We start from the raw sequence: 21,824 nt of genomic DNA on the forward strand, positions 1-21,824 counted from the left end.
GATTTTTCGTTAGTTACTATTCTCTGTTGACATACTACGACAGTAGTAGTATATTTACTATGACAGTCGTAGTATGTTTGTCGTAGTATATGAGCTTTTTAAGGAGAATAATAATGGACAGTACAGTAATGACGAGTGAAGTAAGTACCAGGAAAAGCGTTACCGGCACAACAATCAAGACTTCATCTAATACCTTTTGCGATTAATTAAACATATAAATTTGAAAGAGGGCTCATCTTATGCAAGAGATCAGCAGTGATGTGATCCGAGGTTATAATGACACCATCATCCTCTTTTTCCTGAGAAAAGAGCCATCCTACGGCTACGAGATATCCAAGAATATCAAAGCCGTGTCCGATGACAAGTACCTTATCAAGGAGACCACGCTCTACTCAGCTTTTACAAGGCTTGAGAAGAACGGCTACATAACCTCCTTTAGTAAGGAAGCTGACAATGGCAAAAAACGTACCTATTACCGGATCACAGATTCCGGCCTTAAGTACTATCAGGAAAAGTGTGAAGAATGGCAGCTGACCAAGGATGTAATCGAAAGATTCATTGATTTGTAAAGCACGTAGTAAACGATAATTAAAAAAGCTTTATATCTTTGAATTTGTTACAATAATAATTAGAAAAATGAAATAGGGGAATCATTATGGAGACAATCAAAAATTATCTGGAAACTATGTTTGCTACTATTCCGGACTCGCCACAGTCCAGAAAGGCAAAGCAGGAACTTTTGTCTATGATGGAAGACAAATACAATGAACTTAAAGAAAGCGGCATGCCTGAAAATGAGATAATCGGTACTATTATCTCCGAATTTGGCAACAAAGAAGATCTTATGGAATTCCTTGGACAAAACAGTAATGACACAGCACTTGAAGTCGTAAGAGATATTCCAAATAACCAGAATGTTGCAAACAGACGCATCATATCCATGGATGAAGCATTCAAATATATCTCTGATGTATCAGCTTCAAGAAGTACTCTGGGTCTTGGCGTTTTCATGTGCATACTTGCTCCGATCGGACCTATACTTGCTTCCGGGCTTGGCAATATCTTCTTCCTTAGCCTTTTTTCAGGTATATTTGATGCTTTAGGAGTTGCAGTTTTATTTTTATTTGTTGCTATCGGAGTTGGCTTTATCCTTGTATCATGTAGCAAGAGTAAAGCATGGGAATTCCTGGAAAAAGAACCTTGCGCTCTGGCCCTGGATGCAGAACCCGGTGTACAGAATGAACTTATGGAACATCAGGAAACCAAAACATTTATGCTGGCTCTTGGAGTTCTCCTTTGCATAATAAGCGTTGTTCCGGTTACATTTTTCGGAATCATTTCATTTATTGACTTCTTCACAGAAGCACTTGGACCTGCTCTCATCTTCCCACTTGTAGGTGCCGGCGTATTCTGTATTCTTAACTCCACAAGAACAACAAGTCCTTGCGAGACACTTCTTGAGCTTAAGAACAAGTAATCCGGAGGTATAGATTTGGATAAATTTTTTGATAGATTCGATAAAAAATATTTAAAGATATGCTTATATGCTTCTATAACAACACTTATAACAATAGGCATCATCTTATTGCTTATCAGTAGTGGTTCCTTCTGGATCAAACTGTGGTCAATTTTTTCCGCAGTACTCAAGCCCATAATTATCGGCGGAATCATCTGCTACCTCTTTCTGCCAATAGTAGTCAGATTAGAAAAGCTCTTTAACAGAAAAAAGAAACATAAATGGGCAAGGCCTCTCAGTGTCCTTCTTACCTTTCTCATAGTACTTGCTGCTATCGCTCTGATACTGACTTTGATCGCAGTTGCTATCTATAAGAATATAGAATCAATAAATATTGAATCTATCAAAAATATATTTTTCAAACTAAAAGAAGACTACGAATCTATTTGGAAGTTCGTAGTACAGCAGTTGGAAGCTCAAGGTATATCTTCTGTAAACATCAGCCAAGTGGTATCTCTTGTAACCGGAGCTGTTGGAAGCTTCTTCTCAGGACTGTTATTCGGAGTGATCTTCTCTATCTACTTCCTGCTTGACAGTAGCCACCTTTCAGGATACTGGACCAGAGCTTTCAAGCTTATATTTGGTAATAAGGCAGAAGAAAGACTTGAACTGTTTTTAACAGACGCCGACAACGCCTTCTCCGGCTACATCCGCGGCCAGTTTACAGATGCTCTTATAGTTGGCGTACTTATCACCATCATTCTTTCTATAGTTGGTGTTCCTTATGCTGTTGTAGTCGGTGTATTTGCAGGCCTTGGCAATCTCATCCCATATCTGGGACCTGTTGTCGGATACCTGACCTGCGTTGTTGTCTGCCTGCCTTCAGGTGCTTTTGACAAGATGATACTTGGTGTCATCATATTTGCTATCGTAATGTTTATCGATGGTAACATCATCAATCCAAAGCTCTTATCCGATAACGTCGAAGTACACCCCTTACTTGTAGTTGCAGCCTTAATCGGCGGTGGTGCCCTCGGCGGAATCGCCGGCATGATCATCGCAGTTCCATGCGCAGCTCTTATTAAACTACAGTTTGAGAGATATCTTCAGAAAATGGCTGATAAAAGGAAGCTAGAGGAATCCGAAGCTGTTAGCAAGGATGATGTAACTGATGCCAATAGAAATGAAAACAACGATAATTAAATGGAGCCGTTAGGCTCTTAGAAGCTCATTACCTTTAGGTGATGGGTAGTTCACAAAATCATTCTATGTCCAAAATTACAGGACGTAGTTAGGACATGTTTAGAACTGCATGGATGCAGTTCTATGTCCAGAATTCTTCCACTTCTCCAAGTATTTCATCGGCAGGAAGTATAGTTGCCTTCTCGATCGGGATATGAGTTTTCTCAAGATAATATTTAATAAGATAATAACCTGTTGCATATCCTGCACAGTATGGAAGGCCAGCTTTAGGAAACTGCTGAAGTTCAGCCATCTCATCACCGTAAAGATAACCTGTTATCTCGGCAAATCCAGTTACATTAAGACCATCGTGTATTATCTCTTTGATAAGAGGCATAAGCTCCATATCTGTTTTTGTAACCCATGGTCCGAGGAACTCCTCTCCAAATATTGTTGTAGCATAGTTCTCTGCAAGACCTTCACTAACGATCATCTCAGCAAGATTTATATCATTTGTCCATTTTATATACTGATACCTTACATTATGATTGGTCTCATGTGCCAGCGCAGCCGGGAGCCTTTTTATAGTGTCAGCAGATGGAATCAGCCATCCCATGATGTATCCCGGAATGCCTCCATCACCGCAGTAGCCCTCATTCATGATCGTATAAGCATTCTTTGGATTAGCAAGGAATATAGAATAAAGATATTCTTTAACTTTAAGCTCAACTCCCTGATCTTCAAATCTCTTTAACGCCGTTTCTATAGCTTTCTGGCATGAATCCCAGATACTCTCGTCATATAAAGCTTCAATGCTTTCTCTTAACTTACTGTCTATTTCTGATGGCGGCATAAGTCCAAGTCTGTTATTAGCCATAATGATATCGTACCCGCCAGGATGCGTTGGCTTCATAGGGATGTGATATAGATCCCATTTGCCTTTAAATGGCATCATCATTTCGTAGCGGTAGATATCGTCTTTTTTATCAGGTTCTGCCAGCATTATCTTAGTGTAGATATCCGGCGAAAATACGCGGTTTACTTTCATTGTTAATTCCTCCGTAAGGGTTCTGCCTTGGTTAATTTATGTCATATGAAGTAGGTATACGTCTGTACCCGTTGGCTTCATATGAAAACTATAAACTCTTACGCTACGTCAGAGTCAAGAGAAAAAGCAGTAGATCTTTTTGAATCTACTGCCCTAATAAACACAATATTATGATGATTGCGAATGTAGTGTGGTTATCACAAGATGAAAAGTTCTCTTTTACACCTTATGATTGATGCTCTTGTATTATTTTGGTAATAATAACCTTATCATCATCAGAAATTTCAAGATTTGTAAATGCCTGTTCCAACGTAAAAGATGTATTTTTCATCAGCATCTCAACATTACTAGCTAGTGTACTAATTCTGTTTTCTTCAACATATTTTTTAGCATATTCTTTAGCATAGTCTTCAGCATATTCTTTAACATGTTCTTTGGCATATTCTTTGGCATATCTTTCAACTTTTTCGCTCACAATCTCACGACCTTTCTCTGTTTCCTTGTAATGGCGAAGTCCATCTGCCAGCAATTGAAAATCTGAGCACCAGCTCTGTTGCCGGTATATTTTTCTTGAAAACCAGTGACATCAGATCATCGTCAAATAAGTCCAGATTATCAACTATTTCATTGATATTGTTATCATTCTTATTTTGAACGACGCTGTCAACTTCTAACTCTCCCGTGAAGCCTCACACTAAAGTCGCGTGCTTCCTATTGCCGCAATCTACGTTGCGGTTGCCTTTTAGGGCATCGGACTGCGTTTCTGTCCATACGGCTAAAACTCAGTACTTAGGCAACTAATATGTTGTCTAAGACCGCATTTAAGCTAATAAGGTCAGCCAACGTGCAGGTGCTTCTCTTAGAGCACTGAGGGACTTTAGCCTCAATGTCCAACCTGTCCGTCACCGAACAGGATTTAAAAATTTCTCGTATATAATAGCGAGCTGCTATATTATACGAAGCATTAAGATCGCAGTTGTATGTTTTGCCATTTTGAAATTTACACAAACTGTATGAGGGCATATCTGCGTCCTTACCTCGAAGAACTCTGCCACTGCCATCGAAAGCAAGTCGTGATGTTCCCCATGCGCAAATATGAGATATCCTCATACTAAGTCTGTGAGCCTTGTCTGTTACCATAGATTGCACGTACTTTGCCTTCCACATATGGAGCTTTTGTTTCTTAGAGCCACGCTTTTTACCTGCAAGATCCAAGTGTTCAAAAACTATGGTGTCAGCATTGTACATTACGGCTGTTTCTATGATAAAGTTAGCTGTTTTAACAGCTATATCATCGTTAATACCTTTAGCTTTAGCCCACAGCCTCGGCATCTTACGGTTGCCATACTGCTGGGCTTTCTTTATACGGTTTACAGCATGGTTCAAACGGTCTGTTTCACTTGGCAGTCTAAGGAAACGTCTGCCGTAGATAGTGCCTTTTGAATCCATGATGCAACACGTACATGCTGAATTTAAACCAAGGTCAACGCCAACTACAAGGTTGTTTGTATCTATAAGAGTAGCCTTTTCTTCAAACGGGAAGTCTAAAAACCATTCTTTACCTCGTTTCTGAAGCGTAGGAGCGCACATCTTACGACCATTACACCTATGATAGATATAATCCATGTCTGATTTGCGAAGACTAATGGATAGCCAATTCCATGTGTTGTTATGGTATATCTTAATCTGTGCAGAATAATCGCCTGTGAGATTATACATTCCTATGCGATATAAGGATGGATACACGTACCCACAGTTATTAAGAGTAGGTTTCTTACCAGTAGGAGTTAACTTCCAGTTAGCAAGGTTAGACTTATAAGATGATACTTTGCCTATAGCTTCAGATATTGCTGCTCTGCGTATATATGACGGCATCTTATAGAATCTGGAATCGAAATCGTATTTAGGAGAAGAGTTCTCTTTGGTTTTATGACAAAGCGACTCTACATACATCATTTGAGCCTGATTACCTTTTATGGCATAAACCAAGTCCCATTCAGCCAGACATACATCCATAAGAAAATTGACAGCATCCCTGTATATAGTTACTGTCTCAGAAAATATATGATTGTATTGTTTTATTTTAACGGAATACGTGGAGTATATCTTCATGTGTTACTTTTCTTTCTGACTGCTTATATAATTAGTGATCTGCTCTTTAGTACGCTCACTTACAGTTGCTACAAAATATGATGGATTCCATAAATGTCCACCCCAAAGCTTAGTTTTGATTTCTGGATGTGTAAGAAACAGCCATCTTGCAGTATTGCCTTTGAATACTTTAATTGCATCTGAAATCCTGCATTGAGGTTTACATTCTATAAGCATATGTATATGGTCAGGCATTGTTTCCATAGCAAGGATTTTAATGTCTAAATCTTCGGCTGTACGGTAAAGATGTTCTTTAACATCTGACTCTATATTGCCAATAATGACCTTCTTACGATACTTGGTGCACCATACTATATGGTACTGCAAGCAGTATACATATCCTCTACCATGCGTTACATCTGAATTTATTGCAAATATGCTATTTTTATCCATGTCCGTATAATACCATACGTAATTAGCAAAGTCAAGAAAATGCGGCTAACTCATGACTAAAGTCACGAGGCTGAAGTCACGAGTGTGCGCCGCCAATGTTATCAACAATCGCCTTGACACTTGGCTTTCGACCAAAAATTGATTTTTCAGGTTACTAACGTGTAATTTTCAACTGTACAATGATATTATAATCCCTGTAAAATACATTATCAATTGCAAATTGATTTTTGTATAAACATATGTTATATTTTAACTGTAGAATTGATACTGATTGAGCTTCGAAAAACCAGCCTTCGAAAAACCAACGCAGCAGGAAGGAATATATGAAAAAAGACATAGGTAAAGTCATTGCCAAACATCGCAAAGCCATGAAACTATCCCAGATAGACCTTGCAGGCCAGCTTGCAGAGCACAATATCGTTATTACCAACGCAGGAATCAGCGCCTGGGAGAAAGGGAACACCACCCCCAGTGCCGAAGCTCTTCTGACGGTATGTGAGATACTTAAGATCAACGATATTTACACAGAATTCATTGGTGAGAATCCTTTGGATCCTTTTAAAGACCTCAATACTGAAGGCACTCAGAAGGCGCTCGAATACATTGATCTTCTTAAGAAATCCGGAGATTACAAGAAGCAAAGTGCAAAACTTATTGATATTAAACCTCGTCTTATGAAGATAGCCCTCATCTCTGCATCAGCAGGTACCGGTAATCTTCTTGATGAAGAGAACTTCGAGATGATGGAGATCTCAGAACCGGTTCCCAAGAAAGCCAACTTTGGCGTATACATCACAGGAGACAGTATGGAACCCAGGTTCCATGACGAAGAGCTTGTCTGGATCGAGCAGAAAGACCTGCTCGAATCAGGTGACATCGGACTCTTTTTCCTGGATGGTATGACTTATATCAAAAAATATGTAGTTAATAAATCAGGAACATTCCTTGTTTCACTCAATGCCAAATACAAACCTATTGAAGTGGGCGAATACAGCACCTTCAAAATATTTGGCAAGCTTGCTGAAGATTAATGGATACTAACCAAAGAACTTACATCGCCATAGATATGAAGAGCTTCTATGCTTCTGTTGAATGTGTTGCCAGAGGCCTCGACCCCCTATCCGCCAAGCTTCTCGTAGCAGATGCAAGCAGATCAGATCAGACCATCTGCCTTGCGGTATCTCCTGCTCTTAAAGCTATCGGCGTTCCAAGCAGGCCAAGACTTTTTGAAGCAAAACAGGCGATAAGTAAATATGAAAAGCTGCACAATACTAAAGTCCGTTATATCACGGCGACTCCGCGTATGGCGGAATATGAAAAGATCTCTGCAAAGATATATGGAATATACCTAAAGTATGTATCGCCGGAAGATGTCCATGTATACAGCATTGATGAATGTTTTATTGACTGCACGCCTTATCTTCACTTCTATGAAGATGCCGCCAGAAAGGCCTGCCAGCATCCGGCCCACTTCATGGCTCTTACCATAATACGTGATGTTCTTAAGAATACCGGCATCACAGCAACTGTCGGAATCGGAACTAACCTATACCTTGCCAAGGTTGCCATGGACATAGTGGCTAAGAAAGCTCCTGCCGATAAAGACGGCGTGCGAATCGCAGCCCTTACGGAAGAAAGCTACAGACTTCTTTTGTGGGAACACAGGCCTCTCACCGACTTCTGGCAGATAGGCCGCGGTAAGGCCGCAAGACTTGAAAAAAATCATATGTACACCATGGGTGATATTGCAGAACGTTCACAGCTGGATGAAGAGCTTTTTTATAAGATCTTCGGTATTGATGCAGAGATACTGATCGATCACGCCTGGGGGATAGAACCTGTCACCATGTATGATATCAAGCACTATAAGAGCGACAACCACTCTCTTACCAATGGTCAGGTGCTTCCAAGACCTTACAAATATAAAGAAGCCTGCATTGTATTTAAAGAGATGATCGACGTCCTGTGCTGCGATATGTACAAAAAGGACCTTGTATCCTCAAGATTCACATGGTGGATCAGCTACGATTACAAGAGCATGGAATACTTTCCTGAATATGACGGCAGACTTTCCATCGACTGGTACGGAAGACTCCATCCTGCTCACTCCAACGGAACTGTCAGATTAACTGCCGCTACTAATGCTGCAAATATCATCATTCCTAAGATCATGCAGGACATTGCAAAAAAGAGCGATCACAGGATCCTGCTTAGAAGGCTCGGTGTCAGTGCCTGCGATGTTACAAGCGATGATGGAATATATCAGCTGGATCTCTTTACTGATTATGATGCCTTGGATAGGGAGAAGAAAATTCACGCTGCTCTTCTTGAAGTCAGAAACAAGTACGGAGCCAATGCCCTACTAAAAGGAACAAACTTTTTAGAAGGCGCTACCACCAGAATGAGAAACGAGCAGATTGGTGGCCATAAGGCTTAAGCCTTATGAAATAAAAGCGCGAACGATTCTATATTATGATGATTCGATATAACCTTATACTTATTGAATTATGTAACGAAGGAGGAACGCTATGAATACCACATATAGCAATGCACTCCCTTCCTCTTTCAGATATAAAAATGTCTTAGAGAAAGGAAAGCCTGTGCATGATAAATACGACAGTTTTTCATTAAAGCATCCTGCCATGGACCTTTCAAGACGAGCGAAGATATTCAGCCCATTTGATGCACTTAAGGGATTTGATGATGAACTTGTAAAGACGCAGGCAGATGTAACAGACAATTACCTTGACGATACCATTTCAATAGATGAAGCGCCATAGCATAATTTTCTAACAGCTATAGGAGAAGTTTATGTGTACCAGATATGCCCTTGAAAAAGATCTTCCGGAATTAAAAGATATAATAGATGCAGCCTCAAGATCGAGACTCGTACAGAAATTTATTGATACCCACGCAAGGCCATTTATAACATATGGTGAAATCCGTCCTACAGATATCGTATCTGTCCTGGCTCCAAATCCCAAAGGCGAAAGATGTGCATATCCCATGCAGTGGGGATTTCTATCTAAAGATAACAAGAGAACCCTTTTCAATGCCCGCATGGAAACAGCAGGTGTTAAGCCGACTTTTAAAGATGCCTGGAAATCTCACAGATGCATCATCCCAGCTTCCTACTACTATGAATGGCAACACTTCAAAAGCCCTGATGGTAAAGAAAAAACAGGTGACAAGTTTGCAATACAGCCCGCCGGATTAACAGTGACCTGGCTATGCGGCCTGTACCGTATTGAAGACGGCTATCCTGTCTTTGTAGTCCTGACAAAAGATCCCACCAAAGAACTTTCCAAGATTCACGACCGAATGCCTCTTATCCTTCCAACAGATAAGATTGATGACTGGATAAGCCCATCGTCAGATCCTGAAGAGATAGCCAGGTATGCGCTTGAAGATATGGTTATAGAAAAAGCTGAGAGTTGACGCTCTCAGCTTTTTGCCGCTAACATAACTAAAATTTTTATCTTTCATCAATAATCCAATTTCGGACTAACCGTTGCTGAACGGGTAGCACCTCTTTATATATTGAATGTCTCACTAATGCTGATTGTTGTCAATTTTCCCAATTATTTATTCCAAGCTTCATAAATCCCCTCTTCAAACCTTTATTTACGGTTTTCTTCCCGCGCTTCGCATAGTCCGTCTTTATATCTTCATCCCATCCGCTTCTATCAAGACTTGCAGATGCCTGACACAAACTATCTGCCTTCATTACTGAGCATACAGCCTTAGATACGCCGGCATATACATTAGCAGTGCCGATATCGTCACATACGTAATTAACAGCTCTTTCTTTGCGGATACCATACTTCTGAGCTTCTGCGTAGGCGTCAATATTAGCACCTATAAATATGAATTCCCATCCATATTTCTTTTGCTGATGTTTTACCATCTTCTCAATTTTCTCGCGAGAATAGTGCCTGCTGGCATTCTCCATACCGTCTGTGGTAATAACTACGATCGTCTTTTCCGGCCTATCTTCTTTTGAACCATTCTTATGTATGTTGCTTATATGCTTGATCGCACCACCCACTGCATCAAGGAGTGCCGTGCAGCCCCTTACATAGTACTGCCTATCAGTCATCTTCTCGATCTTTTCGATCGGAATCCTGTCATGAATAACTTCGCAGGTATCATCAAACAAAAGAGTTGATACTACAGCCTTTTCGCCTGTTTTCTTCTGCTGCTTGATCATAGAATTGAAGCCACCAATGGTATCTGCTTCAAGACCGCTCATCGAACCTGATCTATCCAAAATATAAACTATCTCTGTATAACCTTTACTCATTTTCTCTGCCCTCCTGATTTTCTACGCCTCCAACCGAACTTTTATACAGGCTCCATTACCTTGCGCGCCAGATATTGACTCCTGTTATCTTGCTTATCCATTGTCTAATCCAGTAATTTCTATTCTTATTTTGGCTCATGGACTATGTCTTATACTGTATTGAGGCTTTGGCTATCTGATGATTTGATAATACCCTTTGGCAAAAGAAAAAAGGTCAACCCGAAGGCGACCTTTGTAATTATCCTTTTGACAGCGGATCTAGTCCGTAATCAAACAGCACAATATCTATTTTCAAAACATTGTAATCTTCATGCTCTATAAAATACTCTACCACCGCATCCGTCTGAGATATAGGCGACAGCGCATATCCTGCAAGCTTCAAGAAATCTATCGTTTCATCCATATTAAGCCGAAGCCCTACAGCAAGTGCCAGAACCTTTTCCTTGGACGGCTTAACCTGACCTTTCAAAAGTTTGGAAAAATATTGTTTTGATATATTTGCAGCAGCGTAAACCTCTGAATTTCTGAGTCCCTTTTTATTGATCATCTTCTGAAGATGCTTCTCGAATGATTCCTTGTAAATCCCCTTGATCACATCATCAAGTGAAGCATCACTTTCAAGATCCTTCTGAGGCTTTTCCAATCCAAATGCAGCTTTAGATGCAAGTAATCGTCCACTCCTACGCTTTCCTATAGCTGATGCATCCTTTGGACTCAATACAGGTGCATCAAGCATCCCTTCAATAACAGCGTCGAATTTACATGCAGAAGCTCCTAGCATATCTACCGGAGCACCATCACGCCCATATTCTTCGCTCAGCGCTTTCGACACATACTCATCATCTATAAAACTTGCAATTTCCTCAACAAGTTCGCCGGAGATCTTAAGTGTCTCTTTCTCAAAGACCACAAGGAATATCTCCATATCATGATCTTCAAGAAACTTTGTAAAAGAATCTACCGCGATCTCAATACCAAGCTTTGAAGGAAATCCATAAGAACCCGTTGCAAGAAGCGGAAAAGCAATCGACCTGCACTCATTATCCAAAGCAAGTTTAAGCGACTTATCATAGCAGGCTCTTAAAAGCTTAGCTTCGCCCTTATCTCCCCCATCCCATGAAGGTCCACTTGCATGAATTATATACTTTGCAGTAAGGCCGAATGCGGGGGTAATGGCAACTTCTCCAGGTGTAAGATATCCAATCTTCTCTCTTTCTGCAAGAAGTCTGTCTTTTCCTGCAGCCATATATATTGCAGAGTCTACGCCATCACCGATCGCCACTTCCGGATTAGCCGTATTAACGATCACATCCGTATTCACTTTTGTAATATCATTTCTTATGATCTGAAATGCCATACTCAGAAATCCCCAGAATTTTATTTATTTTTATTTCTAAGAGTTAATGTCACTTTATTTACTATCTTATGATATACAACAGCAACAACTATAGTCAGTATTATCGTAACTATATTTATTATAATGTTTTTAGCATCAAAAGTATTATTGATCTTATCACACACAAAGTGCACTACCTTTAAGATCTTCTCCTGAAAAAGATATGTTTCTAGCGTTATCACGCCGCCCAGGCCGCATATCTTATAAAAAAGTTTTCCTTTGATCAGGTCAAAAAAAGCCGCAAGTATAAATAAAACAGGAAGTGTCAAAAAGACATAAATCAGATATTTCCATGGATACAGCAGTGTATCAAAACGGATAATCCAAGATCCAACTATACTAATTATCAGCAAAACTATAAAAGCAATATTGATATAAACAGACAGTTCTTTTTCCCTGTTAACGATCTTGCCAAGTACTAAACCAATAAAATAAGCCGGAATCCTGAAAACAAATCCTTCCGTGTGATTGAACATACCCATAGAAGCAATAATGCAGCTTATAAGAATTATCAAAAAAGTGGCCACAAAGCATATGCTCCTGTTTCGGTCATAAAGCTTCATCCACAGTGGAGTTATCAGGTAAAAAACGATTATCGCACTTACAAACCACTGAAACAGATTCCCGTCAATCCAGTACTGTAAAGTAAGTATTTTTAATACTGCACTTGCTATCGTTGTCTCCTTTGTAGCAATTGCAAAAAGATTCCAGAGTATAGAAACCGGTAATACAGTGACCAATATCCTGAGCAGTCTGTTTTTCAAAAAGACTTTAGTATCCGGATTTTTCTTCCATGCATAACACATTGAAAATCCTGAAATAGCAAAAAAGAGATTAACTCCAAAGTCTCCAAAATTCTTGATAAGATCCAGCCAATGCGGATAAATAATATCTGTGTGAAAAATAATTATCATGATCATGGCAAATCCCATGAGTGGTGCCCTGTGCGTACTGATTTTACTTATTTTCATCCCTTTCCCCATCCCTTTACTAACCTGTTTATCAAGTATTATTTTTTCTATTTTACCAAATATTCCAACAATTATCTTTAATATGAATAAAAAAGAACTGATAAACATAAGGTTTACCAGTTCTAAATTCCTATCCGATTTTCTTCAATGGTTCCTCAGGTTCTTCGTCAAGCCCCCCGAGTGCTTCTAGATAATTTCTTATCTCCTCGATGTACCTCTCCCCGATACTGCTAAGACTCTTGTGCTTGACCGTCACGTACCCTATCTCCATCGAACTGTCAGTCTCGATCCTGTCATCTTCAAATGGAACCGCTACATAGTCATCGCCATTTAGCTCTTCGCAGATTATTCCGGAGCATAAAGTGTAACCATTAAGTCCCCTCATAAGATTGAGCATCGTAGCCCTGTCGCAGGCCTTGATCACTCTGTCATAATCTTCTGTGCTGAGTACTTCTTCAGCCATATAAAAAGAGCTTTCATCACCTTGTTCAAAGGAGAGGCATGGATACGCTTTCAAATCATCAAAGTTTATTTTTGTACGGTCGGCAAGAGGATGCTTTTTCCAAAGATATACATACGCTCTGCAATTGATAAGATGATGAAACTCCAGCTCTTTTTGTCTAAGTAATTTTTTGATAAAGACTCTGTTGAAATCGTTAAGATAAAGGATTCCAATCTCGCTCCTGTTCTTTTGAACATCTTCCAGAACGTCTAATGTTCTTCCCTCTCTTATAGCAAGGTCATACTTGGCTGTATCCAGGTTCCTTGCCAGTTCAACGAATGCCTTTACTGCAAATGAATAGTGAAGGGTCGAGACTCCGAACTTCTTTCTGATATCGCGATTAACACAGTACTTGTCGATGATATCCTCGTACTGGTCATACAGGTGCCTGAAATGAAGCAGGGCTTCTGAACCATCGGGAGTAAGAGATACTCCGTGTGATCCTCTTATGAAAATAGTTATCCCAAGCTCTTTTTCCAGATCCTGTATAGCATTTGTAAGTGACGGCTGCGCTACAAAGAGCTGCTCTGCTGCCTTGTTAAAAGAACCGCACTTTGCAATATATATCACGTATCTGATCTGATTTATAGTCATATAGTCCGTCTCCCTTGTTACCTTTTGAACTTCTTAGTCCGCCGGTATTACTGCTCCGTTATACTTCTCTTCGATATACTTACGAACAGCTTCTGAACGAAGCGCTGCAACTACTGCCTGAATTGCAGGATCATTCTCATTGCCTGATGCTACTGCGATGATATTTGCAAATGGGTTATTATCACCGCTCTCGCTAAAGAGTACGTTTGATGTGATACCTGCCTCAAGTGCCTTGTTAGTATTTGTAATAAAGAAATCGAAATCATCCTTGGTTGGAATGATCTGAGCAGAATCAAGCTCTACGATCTCGATATTCTTTTCGTAAGACACGATACTGTCAACTGTTGCGCTAAGTGTTGAATCTACGCTGTCATCAAGTGTGATAAGGCCCTGTTCTTCCAGAATCTTAAGTGCTCTGTACTCGTTAGTTGCATCGTTAGGAATTGCAACTACGTCACCATCAGATATCTCATCTACTGATGTATACTTATCCGAATATGCTCTTATAGGCTCAACGTGAATGTCTCCTGCATTAACTAAAGTAAAACCATTAGTTTCATTCTGATCGTTTACATATGGCCAGTGTGCATAGAAGTTGAAATCGATCTCGCCATTCTGAGTCTTTTCAAGTGTTGTAGAGTCTGCTGCTGTGGCTACAAGTACAACCTTAAGTCCTGCTGCTTCAAGTGATGGCTCAATGTACTCAAGAAGCTCTGAGTGAGGTGTAAGATCTGCGATCGCAGTGATCTCTCTAAGGCCATCTGCGTTTACTGTTCCAAGCTGGGACTGTGAGATGTCATAAGCTGAAAGGTCAATTAAAACTTCTTCGCTACTAGCATCAGTACCAGCATTATCCTTTGCCTCTTCACCTGCTGCCTGTGCTACGTTTGTATCTCCTTCACTAGTTTGTGAGCACCCTGCCAGCATGGCTGTTGACACCAGTGCTGTTGTAACTATTTTCAGTGTCTTTGTCAGATTTTTTTTCATAATGTTTCCTCCTTTTTCTCCTCACACCTGCCGAAAGCAGATGCCTTTTTATAAGTATATGTCTCGAAACGCGGTCTCCAAGAAGCTGAATGCCCTGCACTAAGATCACCAGGACATATACAGTTGCAAAGAGAACATCGTGTTGAAATCTCTGATAACCGAATCTTACAGCGATATCGCCGATTCCGCCTGCTCCAAAACTTCCTGCAAGAGCTGTCATTGATATTACAGATATGACTGCCAGCGTGAATCCTCTGATAAGTGACGGGAAAGTCTCTGGAATGATAACCTTTGTGATTATCTGATAATTTGTACTTCCAAGTGCCTTCGCAGCATCGATCTTGCCTTTCTCGATCTCAAGAAGGCTAGACTCGACCATTCTTGCGTACATAGGTATGCAGCTTGCTGCTATAGCGATTATGCAGGCGTTAGTTCCGTAGGACTTTCCGAAGATCAGCCTTGAAACGGGGATCATCAATATGATCATTATCATCTGGGGAAGTGATCTAAGGACATTTATAAGTCCCCCCATTCCTGTGTATAAAGGCTTGACAGGCGCAAGTCCCGTAGGATTAGTCACCGTAAGCACGATCCCGAGTATCACTCCAAATACCAGCGTTATGGCGCTTGCGATCAAAGTCATATAAAGCGTATCCCACACTGAAGGCAGTATACTGTCCCACACTTCCTTGGAAAAAGAAGCTAAGAATACTTTCCAAAACGGTTCATTAAGCAAGCTCATCTGTAATTCCTCCCTGTATATCTCTAAATTCCTGCACCATCACCAAGCTCCGTATGCTGCATCTCATTAAATACCTTTGCAAAAAGAGCTCCGGTCCTGCTTGTAGGATTCTTAAAAATATCTTCAACAAGTCCCTCTTCTGTGATCTCGCCGTTTTCCAAAACTGCCATTTTCCTGCAGGTATACTTGATCGCATCAAGCTCGTGAGTGATCATGAGTATCGTGATATTGGTCTTTTTGTTGATCTCTTTTAGAAGGTCCAGGATCTGGATAGTAGTCTGCGGATCAAGAGCAGATGTGGACTCGTCTGATAAAAGAAGATCAGGATCACCGACAAGTGCTCTTGCGATTCCAACTCTCTGCTTCTGTCCACCTGAAAGTCCTCCAGGATATTCTGAGAGCTTATCTGAAAGACCGACCATTTCTGCTGCCTCAATAACTTTTTTCTTAATCTCAGACTTCTTGTATCCATCTATTGCAAGGGGATAAGCTATGTTCTGATATACGGTCTTTGATTCAAAAAGGTTAAAATTCTGAAATACCATTCCGATCTTCTTGCGCTTCTTTCTAAGCTCCTTGTCAGAAAGGCTCAGTATTTCAGTTCCATCAACAATGATCTGTCCTGAATCAGGAGTCTCTAACCTGTTGATACATCTTGCAAGCGTAGATTTGCCGGCTCCGCTAAAACCGATTACTCCGAATATCTCTCCCTTGTTGACCGTGAGATTGACGCCATTTAAAACCTTGATAGGAACGGAATCTTTTATAAAATTCTTATGTAAGTTTTTGATAGTAACGAATTCTGCCATATATCCGCTCCTTCCTCTATTTTGAGTTTCAAATATATTTGAAACTCAGATTGCCTGTGCTTGAGCGTATTCCTCTGTATCTATAAGTCCATGCTCGATAAGAATCTCCTCAAGTCTTTCCTGAGTCATTGGCTTTGGTACTGTAAGGAATGTGTTTTTGTCGATCGCTTCTGCAAGGCTTCTGTATTCATCTGCCTGCTTTGAATTTGGATCATATGCGATAACAGTCTTTTTGTTGATCTCAGCTCTCTGTACGATGTTGTCTCTTGGTACGAAGTAGATAAGCTGTGTTCCAAGCTCTTTTGCGAATGCTTCAAGAAGCTCTTTTTCTCTATCAACATTTCTTGAATTGCAGATGATTCCGCCAAGTCTTACGCCGCCTGTTCTTGCGTATCTTGATATACCTTTTGAAATATTGTTGGCTGCATAGAGAGCCATCATTTCGCCTGATGCTACAATGTAGATCTCCTTAGCCTTACCTTCACGGATTGGCATTGCGAAACCGCCGCATACAACGTCGCCAAGTACGTCATAGAATACATAATCAAGATCTTCTGTATAAGCTCCGAGTCTTTCAAGAAGACCTATTGATGTGATGATTCCTCGACCAGCACATCCAACACCTGGTTCAGGACCGCCTGACTCAACGCATCTTGTACCGCCAAAGCCTTCCTTCATGATTGAATCAAGCTGTACATCTCCATCTTCACGAAGTGTATCAAGAACAGTCTTCTGATGAAGACCTCCAAGTAAAAGTCTTGTAGAATCCGCTTTAGGATCACAACCTACAACCATTACCTTCTTTCCAAGTTCAGCAAGACCTGCTGTAAGATTCTGCGTTGTAGTTGACTTACCAATTCCACCTTTTCCATATATCGCTATCTGTCTAAGCTCTTTCTCTGCCATCTCTATCTTCCTCCAATTTTTATTTGTGGAGTTAAAACTGCTACGCAGTTTTACACTCCAGGAGTTTAAAAATTTTTTTTAAACTCCCTTACACTCCAGGAGTTTAAAAAATTTTTTTAAACTCCCTTACACTCCAGAGTTTAAAAATTTATTTTTAAACTCATATTACCCGTGGCTAAATGTCTGTTTTGTATTAAGCACTTTAAGATATACAAGTTTTGAAATATCAATTCCTCCCGGAACTCCAACCGCATCGGCTCTGCATCTTGAGCAGTGCATGAATACATCTATGTATTTAATTGCTGTAGCCTTTGCTCTCTCAATATCGTGACAAGTCGGTGCACTGCACCATGCAAGCTCTGCCTGTGGTATGAGAGGGATGATGTTGTAGATCTTGGCTCCCGCCTCAGAAACTGTCTTTGCTATAGTCTCTATATGATCTTTGTTGATCTCAGGGACAAGAACAGTATTAACCTTAACGGATGTCCCTGAAGCTGCTACTTTCCTTATTCCTTCAAGCTGATTGTGAATGAGGATCTTAGCTGCTTCTTCGCCTGTATATCTTTTCCCATGATATACAACCGCGCTATTAAGCTGTGCCTGGATTTTGGGATCTACTGCATTGACTGTAACTGTAAGAGAATCCACCCCTACATCTATGATCTCATCTGCCCTGTCGGGAAGCATGAGTCCGTTGGTACTCATACATTTGATAAGATCAGGGAATTTATCCTTTATAAGTCTGAATGTCTTAAGTGCAAAGTCTGTAGCGAGTGTATCGCCAGGGCCCGCGATTCCTGCAACGTGGATGTCAGGATTTATTGCGATCGCCCTTCCTACTGCTTCTAGTGCTTCCTCCGGTGATATTACTTCACTTGCAACTCCCGGTCTGTCTTCATAATCATTTATCTGTCTGTCGCAGAATTTACATGCTATATTGCATCCCGGTGACACAGGAAGGTGTATTCTTCCTTTATTGCTCTTCTGGCCACGGGCAAAGCATGGATGGTTCTGCGTAAGCTCCTGGTAACTTTTTGCCACTGTACTGCCTCTTTTCTATAAAACTTCCCTTAGCCTGCAACTTCGGCTGTTCCTTAGTAAACCAACCTTTAGCCTGCTGCCAGGGTCTTACTTTCAGTATCATTTTCCTGCGCATTGTCTTCATCTTTTGCAAAGCCGTCAGCTATCAGCTCTTTTACAATATCTTCAATAAAGCCATGTGCTTCGAAGACTCTTTTGCCATGCTGTATCATGTACGAAGCTGCGGATTCGCCGATCCTTAAAACGAAGATCGCATCTGCATCTATCAAGAGGTCATACGCTGCGTCAAATCCGCCTTCGCAGTGACCCTTGCACAGAGGATTGATCCTTCTTTCTTCTACGTATTCAGCTTCCTCTTCGTCAATGTCATATATCTGAAAATACTGTGCTGAACCAAAATGTTCATCTATATATGCATTATTACTGCTGGCAAATGCCACTCTAAATTTTCCCATAATAGCCTCCTTCGGGCTCTCCTCATTCTTTATGCGAACTTTGAAAGTGTATTACTGTAGATATCTTCGATAAGACGAAGGCCGCCAGCGAATCCGACATATCCTGTTCTCATGACAAGTCTGTAATCTGTAGGGATCGCAGCTGATATGAAGTCGTAGTTCTTTTCACGGGCTATCTGCTTGTCCCAGCCTGCGCCGATGATGATGCCCTTGCCTTTATGCTCTGTTTCTCTTATCCTGTTCTGTGCAAGACCTGCATCTGGTGAAAAGAAAACCGGCACCTCTCTTTTCTTTGATATACTCTTTAGTTCTTTTTCTATCTCTTCCTGATATTTTTCAGGCGTATCATCTACGATGAACTGTTCCTTTGGAATAACTCCGGTTTCGTTTATAAGGAACTTTGAGATTCCAAGAACATATCCTGCGTCGTGGATGATGTGTGCATGGTTTGGAAGTCCGTATCTGAACTCGAGAAGGAATGTTGCAAGGTCCTCAAGCTGAGCGTAGTAGGCATCTGATTCTCTTTTTATAAATCTCTTAGCCTCAACCTCGTTGATGTCTGCGCCCTGCTCTATGGCAAAAGCAATGACTTTATTAAGGAACTTCTCTGTCTCATTTGCGCCTATCGGAATGTTTGGATACTGCACATATGGCTGGCCGTATACATCCTTAAGATGATCGACTATATCTTTTCCATACCATGGAGAAACCAGGATATTGAAGTTTGCTTTTGGTATACTCTGCCACTCACGCACACCCTCTGACTTGTCGCCAAAAAGGATGTTGACCTTAAGTCCGATAGCTTCAAGGAGGCGCTTGTACTCATCAAGGTTGCCTCTCCAGAACATATCCTGATAAGGGATTGAAGCAAATACATTGACTGTATTCTTCTGGCTTCTGAATGTGGACTCGTCCTCGTACTGACTTACGTACTGATCGATGATGGCATTGACTACCACTGAGTGTGATACGTAGTTGTTACTCTTAAATCCGGGGCTTTCAACATATACAATTGGTTTACCCTGATCTCTGAACTCTTCAGCAACAGACTGTACATCGTCGCCTACAATACCTGCTGTACATCCTGTGAAAATAACCTGAAGATCTGAATTAAGTATTTTATATGAATTATCTACAAGCTCTCTTAATCTGTTTACACCACCGAATACAACTTCTTTTTCTGAAAAGTTGGAACAAGGTGTTGTACTGCCGCCTGCATATCCCTTTGATCTCTGGAAAAAACCTGAAACCATATCACCACAACCTGGTCCTGAATGTAAGATCGGAAGTGCCTTCGGGATTGCAACTACTGTCTGCATTGCGCCAAGAGCACATGTAAATCTTTCCTGTTCAATTATTCCTGCTCCCATTTAAATAACCTCCGTCTTAGCTTCCTTAAGGAATGTGTCAGGCTGCTCGTTCATCCACCACTCTGTGTATGGATTTGAAGCATGCTTTGAAAGGTTCTCGATGAACTCTGTGTTTTCAAGAGTTTCAACGATCTTCTCACCATAGCTTATGAGTCCTTCGTAACCCATGTTAGCCTGCTCGTCTTCTACAAGAAGTGAAGGAATTCCAAGCTTTGCTGCCCAAAGTGTGATTCCGCCGTGTCTTGCAAGAAGGATGTCAGGACGAATCCTGTTAAGTACATTTACGAATTCGAATTCCTGCTTAGCGCATACATTGTAGTTAGGAACATCGCCGTAGTCTCTTACTCTTCTTTCAAGAAGATCTGCTGCGCCGTCGCCTCCGTCATAAGTTGGATCATGATGGAATACGCTTGCTCCTACAGCTTCCATTCCAAGGTCACCAACTATGTTCAAAAGTGCATGTCCGTGAGCGGATCCTGCTGTTACGTATGCTCTTACTCCTTTAAGTCTCTTACGAAGCTCTTCTATCTTAGGGAGATATTTCTCTTTTTTCTCTTTAATGATCTTTTCTGCAACGTCTTCTTTATGAAGAAGCTTACCAAGTTCTCTGAACCATCTGTCTGTCTGAATGATTCCGTATGGAGCTGCTGTTCTTATCTCCGGTACTCCGTATTCCTGTTCAAGAGCTGCTCCAAGGTATGAACCAAGTGTAGGACAGATCTGAACTGTAGCTGTTGCCTCAGAAGCATGTGCAAGGCCTTCTACTGTTGAATATGGTGTGATGAGATTTGGCTTTACTCCAAATGGCTCGAACCACTTGGTAAATACATCTGAACCCCAGAAGTTGATAACATTTATAAGTCCGTTGTCTTTTTTTACCGGGGGCTTAACCAGCTTTCTTACGATTCCGTGATAGCCTGCATCAAAACCTGTTGTCCATACTGTTGATCTGAAGCCTTCGCAGTAGATAGCAACTACCGGCTTTCCGATCTCTTCTTCAGCTTCATTTGCGATGCTTTCGATATCATCACCGATGATTGCTGATGCACAGGAACTAAGTACAAAGATTGCTGATGCATTTGTTCTTTCGTTTACTTCACGGATCGCTTTTGCAAGCTTATTAGCTCCGCCGTAAACTGTGTCTGTCTCTTTGAGATTGGTTGAGAAGATCTTTCTCTGAGTAGGATTGTCGATGCCTCTTCTTGGTTTTGCATTTACATAGTATGTAAAGTTGAACTCATGAAGGCATGATGCACATCCCACAGGTCCATGTATGATAACCGCTGCATCCTGAATAAGAGTGACCATACATGCGGCTTTGCTGATCGAACATCCCGCACACTGCTGGAATTTACGATCCCTGTTCTTAAGTCCGCCGCATCCCGATTCATTAACAAGACCTTTGGCTGATCCCTGATAACCTGTGATCGAACCAAGTCTTATCTCTCTTATGGAAACCTCGGGAATACTTACATCTAACTTGCCCATTTCTTTCCTCCTGCCTGATTTCTTAACTTT

At 40.9% G+C, this 21,824-nt stretch carries 23 protein-coding genes; 7 read left to right on the top strand and 16 right to left on the bottom strand.

The annotated features are described in order from the left end of the window. Positions 1-239 precede the first annotated feature (239 nt). The 3 genes from WAA20_RS14005 to WAA20_RS14015 all read left to right on the top strand — a co-directional run bounded on the left by WAA20_RS14005 (position 240) and on the right by WAA20_RS14015 (position 2,659). Positions 240-569: a PadR family transcriptional regulator gene (locus WAA20_RS14005; RefSeq protein WP_073385536.1), complete on the top strand. Its 330-nt coding sequence runs from the start codon at positions 240-242 to the stop codon at positions 567-569. Between the two features lie 86 nt (positions 570-655). After that, on the top strand, positions 656-1,477 hold the full coding sequence (locus WAA20_RS14010) for a permease prefix domain 1-containing protein (RefSeq protein WP_073385538.1): 822 nt from the start codon (positions 656-658) through the stop codon (positions 1,475-1,477). A gap of 15 nt (positions 1,478-1,492) precedes the next feature. After that, on the top strand, positions 1,493-2,659 hold the full coding sequence (locus WAA20_RS14015; RefSeq protein ID WP_073385539.1) for an AI-2E family transporter: 1,167 nt from the start codon (positions 1,493-1,495) through the stop codon (positions 2,657-2,659). A 121-nt stretch (positions 2,660-2,780) separates the two neighbouring features. Here WAA20_RS14015 and WAA20_RS14020 read toward each other — a convergent pair whose 3' ends face one another. The 4 genes from WAA20_RS14020 to tnpA all read right to left on the bottom strand — a co-directional run bounded on the left by WAA20_RS14020 (position 2,781) and on the right by tnpA (position 6,230). Then, positions 2,781-3,686 carry a DUF2268 domain-containing protein gene (locus WAA20_RS14020; protein ID WP_073385540.1) on the bottom strand — a complete coding sequence of 302 codons (906 nt, stop codon included), beginning with the start codon at positions 3,684-3,686 and terminating at the stop codon, positions 2,781-2,783. Positions 3,687-3,912: 226 nt separating this feature from the next. After that, entirely contained in the window at positions 3,913-4,215 is a 303-nt protein-coding gene (locus WAA20_RS14025) for a hypothetical protein (RefSeq protein WP_073385542.1), read from the bottom strand. Positions 4,216-4,475: 260 nt separating this feature from the next. Beyond that, entirely contained in the window at positions 4,476-5,798 is a 1,323-nt protein-coding gene (locus tag WAA20_RS14030) for a transposase (RefSeq protein ID WP_073385543.1), read from the bottom strand. 3 nt (positions 5,799-5,801) lie between these two features. Then, complete coding sequence (tnpA, locus tag WAA20_RS14035; RefSeq protein WP_073385545.1) at positions 5,802-6,230, bottom strand: IS200/IS605 family transposase; 429 nt, start codon at positions 6,228-6,230, stop codon at positions 5,802-5,804. A gap of 323 nt (positions 6,231-6,553) precedes the next feature. On the opposite strand from tnpA, the gene WAA20_RS14040 reads away from it, so the two are divergent. From WAA20_RS14040 to WAA20_RS14055, 4 genes are all read left to right on the top strand, one after another. Continuing rightward, positions 6,554-7,261, top strand: coding sequence for an XRE family transcriptional regulator (locus WAA20_RS14040; protein ID WP_073385546.1), 708 nt, complete (start codon positions 6,554-6,556; stop codon positions 7,259-7,261). After that, entirely contained in the window at positions 7,261-8,667 is a 1,407-nt protein-coding gene (locus WAA20_RS14045) for a hypothetical protein (RefSeq protein ID WP_073385548.1), read from the top strand. The genes WAA20_RS14040 and WAA20_RS14045 overlap by 1 nt, the downstream gene beginning before the upstream one ends. A 91-nt stretch (positions 8,668-8,758) precedes the next feature. Continuing rightward, a complete protein-coding gene (locus WAA20_RS14050) occupies positions 8,759-9,010 on the top strand; it encodes a hypothetical protein (RefSeq protein ID WP_073385549.1) in 252 nt (83 codons plus the stop codon). A gap of 31 nt (positions 9,011-9,041) precedes the next feature. After that, positions 9,042-9,668 (top strand): SOS response-associated peptidase family protein, encoded by a 627-nt coding sequence (locus WAA20_RS14055; protein ID WP_073385551.1) that lies wholly within the window; start codon positions 9,042-9,044, stop codon positions 9,666-9,668. Between the two features lie 130 nt (positions 9,669-9,798). Here WAA20_RS14055 and WAA20_RS14060 read toward each other — a convergent pair whose 3' ends face one another. The 12 genes from WAA20_RS14060 to WAA20_RS14115 form a co-directional block, all read right to left on the bottom strand. Further along, positions 9,799-10,533 carry a vWA domain-containing protein gene (locus WAA20_RS14060; protein ID WP_073385552.1) on the bottom strand — a complete coding sequence of 245 codons (735 nt, stop codon included), beginning with the start codon at positions 10,531-10,533 and terminating at the stop codon, positions 9,799-9,801. Positions 10,534-10,771: 238 nt separating this feature from the next. Beyond that, positions 10,772-11,890 carry a macro domain-containing protein gene (locus WAA20_RS14065; RefSeq protein ID WP_073385554.1) on the bottom strand — a complete coding sequence of 373 codons (1,119 nt, stop codon included), beginning with the start codon at positions 11,888-11,890 and terminating at the stop codon, positions 10,772-10,774. Between the two features lie 20 nt (positions 11,891-11,910). Beyond that, a complete protein-coding gene (locus tag WAA20_RS14070; RefSeq protein WP_167562657.1) occupies positions 11,911-12,900 on the bottom strand; it encodes an acyltransferase in 990 nt (329 codons plus the stop codon). A gap of 130 nt (positions 12,901-13,030) precedes the next feature. After that, entirely contained in the window at positions 13,031-13,996 is a 966-nt protein-coding gene (locus WAA20_RS14075; protein WP_073385557.1) for a LysR family transcriptional regulator, read from the bottom strand. Between the two features lie 33 nt (positions 13,997-14,029). Then, complete coding sequence (locus WAA20_RS14080; protein WP_139263608.1) at positions 14,030-14,983, bottom strand: MetQ/NlpA family ABC transporter substrate-binding protein; 954 nt, start codon at positions 14,981-14,983, stop codon at positions 14,030-14,032. Continuing rightward, on the bottom strand, positions 14,898-15,725 hold the full coding sequence (locus tag WAA20_RS14085) for a methionine ABC transporter permease (RefSeq protein ID WP_081373668.1): 828 nt from the start codon (positions 15,723-15,725) through the stop codon (positions 14,898-14,900). The genes WAA20_RS14080 and WAA20_RS14085 overlap by 86 nt, the downstream gene beginning before the upstream one ends. A 23-nt stretch (positions 15,726-15,748) precedes the next feature. After that, positions 15,749-16,534 (bottom strand): methionine ABC transporter ATP-binding protein, encoded by a 786-nt coding sequence (locus WAA20_RS14090; RefSeq protein ID WP_073385558.1) that lies wholly within the window; start codon positions 16,532-16,534, stop codon positions 15,749-15,751. Positions 16,535-16,579: 45 nt separating this feature from the next. Beyond that, a complete protein-coding gene (gene nifH / locus WAA20_RS14095; RefSeq protein ID WP_073385560.1) occupies positions 16,580-17,440 on the bottom strand; it encodes a nitrogenase iron protein in 861 nt (286 codons plus the stop codon). Positions 17,441-17,605: 165 nt separating this feature from the next. Next, on the bottom strand, positions 17,606-18,481 hold the full coding sequence (locus WAA20_RS14100) for a radical SAM protein (protein ID WP_073385561.1): 876 nt from the start codon (positions 18,479-18,481) through the stop codon (positions 17,606-17,608). Positions 18,482-18,549: 68 nt separating this feature from the next. Next, on the bottom strand, positions 18,550-18,936 hold the full coding sequence (locus WAA20_RS14105; protein WP_073385563.1) for a NifB/NifX family molybdenum-iron cluster-binding protein: 387 nt from the start codon (positions 18,934-18,936) through the stop codon (positions 18,550-18,552). 29 nt (positions 18,937-18,965) lie between these two features. Beyond that, the gene (locus WAA20_RS14110; RefSeq protein WP_073385565.1) at positions 18,966-20,306 is read right to left on the bottom strand and encodes a nitrogenase component 1; all 1,341 of its coding nucleotides are present in this window, start codon (positions 20,304-20,306) and stop codon (positions 18,966-18,968) included. Then, a complete protein-coding gene (locus WAA20_RS14115) occupies positions 20,307-21,794 on the bottom strand; it encodes a nitrogenase component 1 (RefSeq protein ID WP_073385567.1) in 1,488 nt (495 codons plus the stop codon). It lies immediately after the preceding gene. Between the last annotated feature and the right edge of the window lie 30 nt (positions 21,795-21,824).

The sequence above is a fragment of the Butyrivibrio fibrisolvens genome, from assembly GCF_037113525.1.
In the GTDB taxonomy this organism is placed as follows: Bacteria; Bacillota; Clostridia; order Lachnospirales; family Lachnospiraceae; genus Butyrivibrio; species Butyrivibrio fibrisolvens.

Coding starts and splice junctions, on each gene's coding strand:
- WAA20_RS14005 (WP_073385536.1), top strand. CDS start 240: ATGCAAGAGATCAGCAGTGATGTGATCCGAGGTTATAATGACACCATC.
- WAA20_RS14010 (WP_073385538.1), top strand. CDS start 656: ATGGAGACAATCAAAAATTATCTGGAAACTATGTTTGCTACTATTCCG.
- WAA20_RS14020 (WP_073385540.1), bottom strand. CDS start 3,686: ATGAAAGTAAACCGCGTATTTTCGCCGGATATCTACACTAAGATAATG.
- WAA20_RS14030 (WP_073385543.1), bottom strand. CDS start 5,798: ATGAAGATATACTCCACGTATTCCGTTAAAATAAAACAATACAATCAT.
- tnpA (WP_073385545.1), bottom strand. CDS start 6,230: ATGGATAAAAATAGCATATTTGCAATAAATTCAGATGTAACGCATGGT.
- WAA20_RS14040 (WP_073385546.1), top strand. CDS start 6,554: ATGAAAAAAGACATAGGTAAAGTCATTGCCAAACATCGCAAAGCCATG.
- WAA20_RS14045 (WP_073385548.1), top strand. CDS start 7,261: ATGGATACTAACCAAAGAACTTACATCGCCATAGATATGAAGAGCTTC.
- WAA20_RS14050 (WP_073385549.1), top strand. CDS start 8,759: ATGAATACCACATATAGCAATGCACTCCCTTCCTCTTTCAGATATAAA.
- WAA20_RS14055 (WP_073385551.1), top strand. CDS start 9,042: ATGTGTACCAGATATGCCCTTGAAAAAGATCTTCCGGAATTAAAAGAT.
- WAA20_RS14060 (WP_073385552.1), bottom strand. CDS start 10,533: ATGAGTAAAGGTTATACAGAGATAGTTTATATTTTGGATAGATCAGGT.
- WAA20_RS14065 (WP_073385554.1), bottom strand. CDS start 11,890: ATGGCATTTCAGATCATAAGAAATGATATTACAAAAGTGAATACGGAT.
- WAA20_RS14070 (WP_167562657.1), bottom strand. CDS start 12,900: ATGAAAATAAGTAAAATCAGTACGCACAGGGCACCACTCATGGGATTT.
- WAA20_RS14075 (WP_073385557.1), bottom strand. CDS start 13,996: ATGACTATAAATCAGATCAGATACGTGATATATATTGCAAAGTGCGGT.
- WAA20_RS14080 (WP_139263608.1), bottom strand. CDS start 14,983: ATGAAAAAAAATCTGACAAAGACACTGAAAATAGTTACAACAGCACTG.
- WAA20_RS14085 (WP_081373668.1), bottom strand. CDS start 15,725: ATGAGCTTGCTTAATGAACCGTTTTGGAAAGTATTCTTAGCTTCTTTT.
- WAA20_RS14090 (WP_073385558.1), bottom strand. CDS start 16,534: ATGGCAGAATTCGTTACTATCAAAAACTTACATAAGAATTTTATAAAA.
- nifH (WP_073385560.1), bottom strand. CDS start 17,440: ATGGCAGAGAAAGAGCTTAGACAGATAGCGATATATGGAAAAGGTGGA.
- WAA20_RS14105 (WP_073385563.1), bottom strand. CDS start 18,936: ATGGGAAAATTTAGAGTGGCATTTGCCAGCAGTAATAATGCATATATA.
- WAA20_RS14110 (WP_073385565.1), bottom strand. CDS start 20,306: ATGGGAGCAGGAATAATTGAACAGGAAAGATTTACATGTGCTCTTGGC.
- WAA20_RS14115 (WP_073385567.1), bottom strand. CDS start 21,794: ATGGGCAAGTTAGATGTAAGTATTCCCGAGGTTTCCATAAGAGAGATA.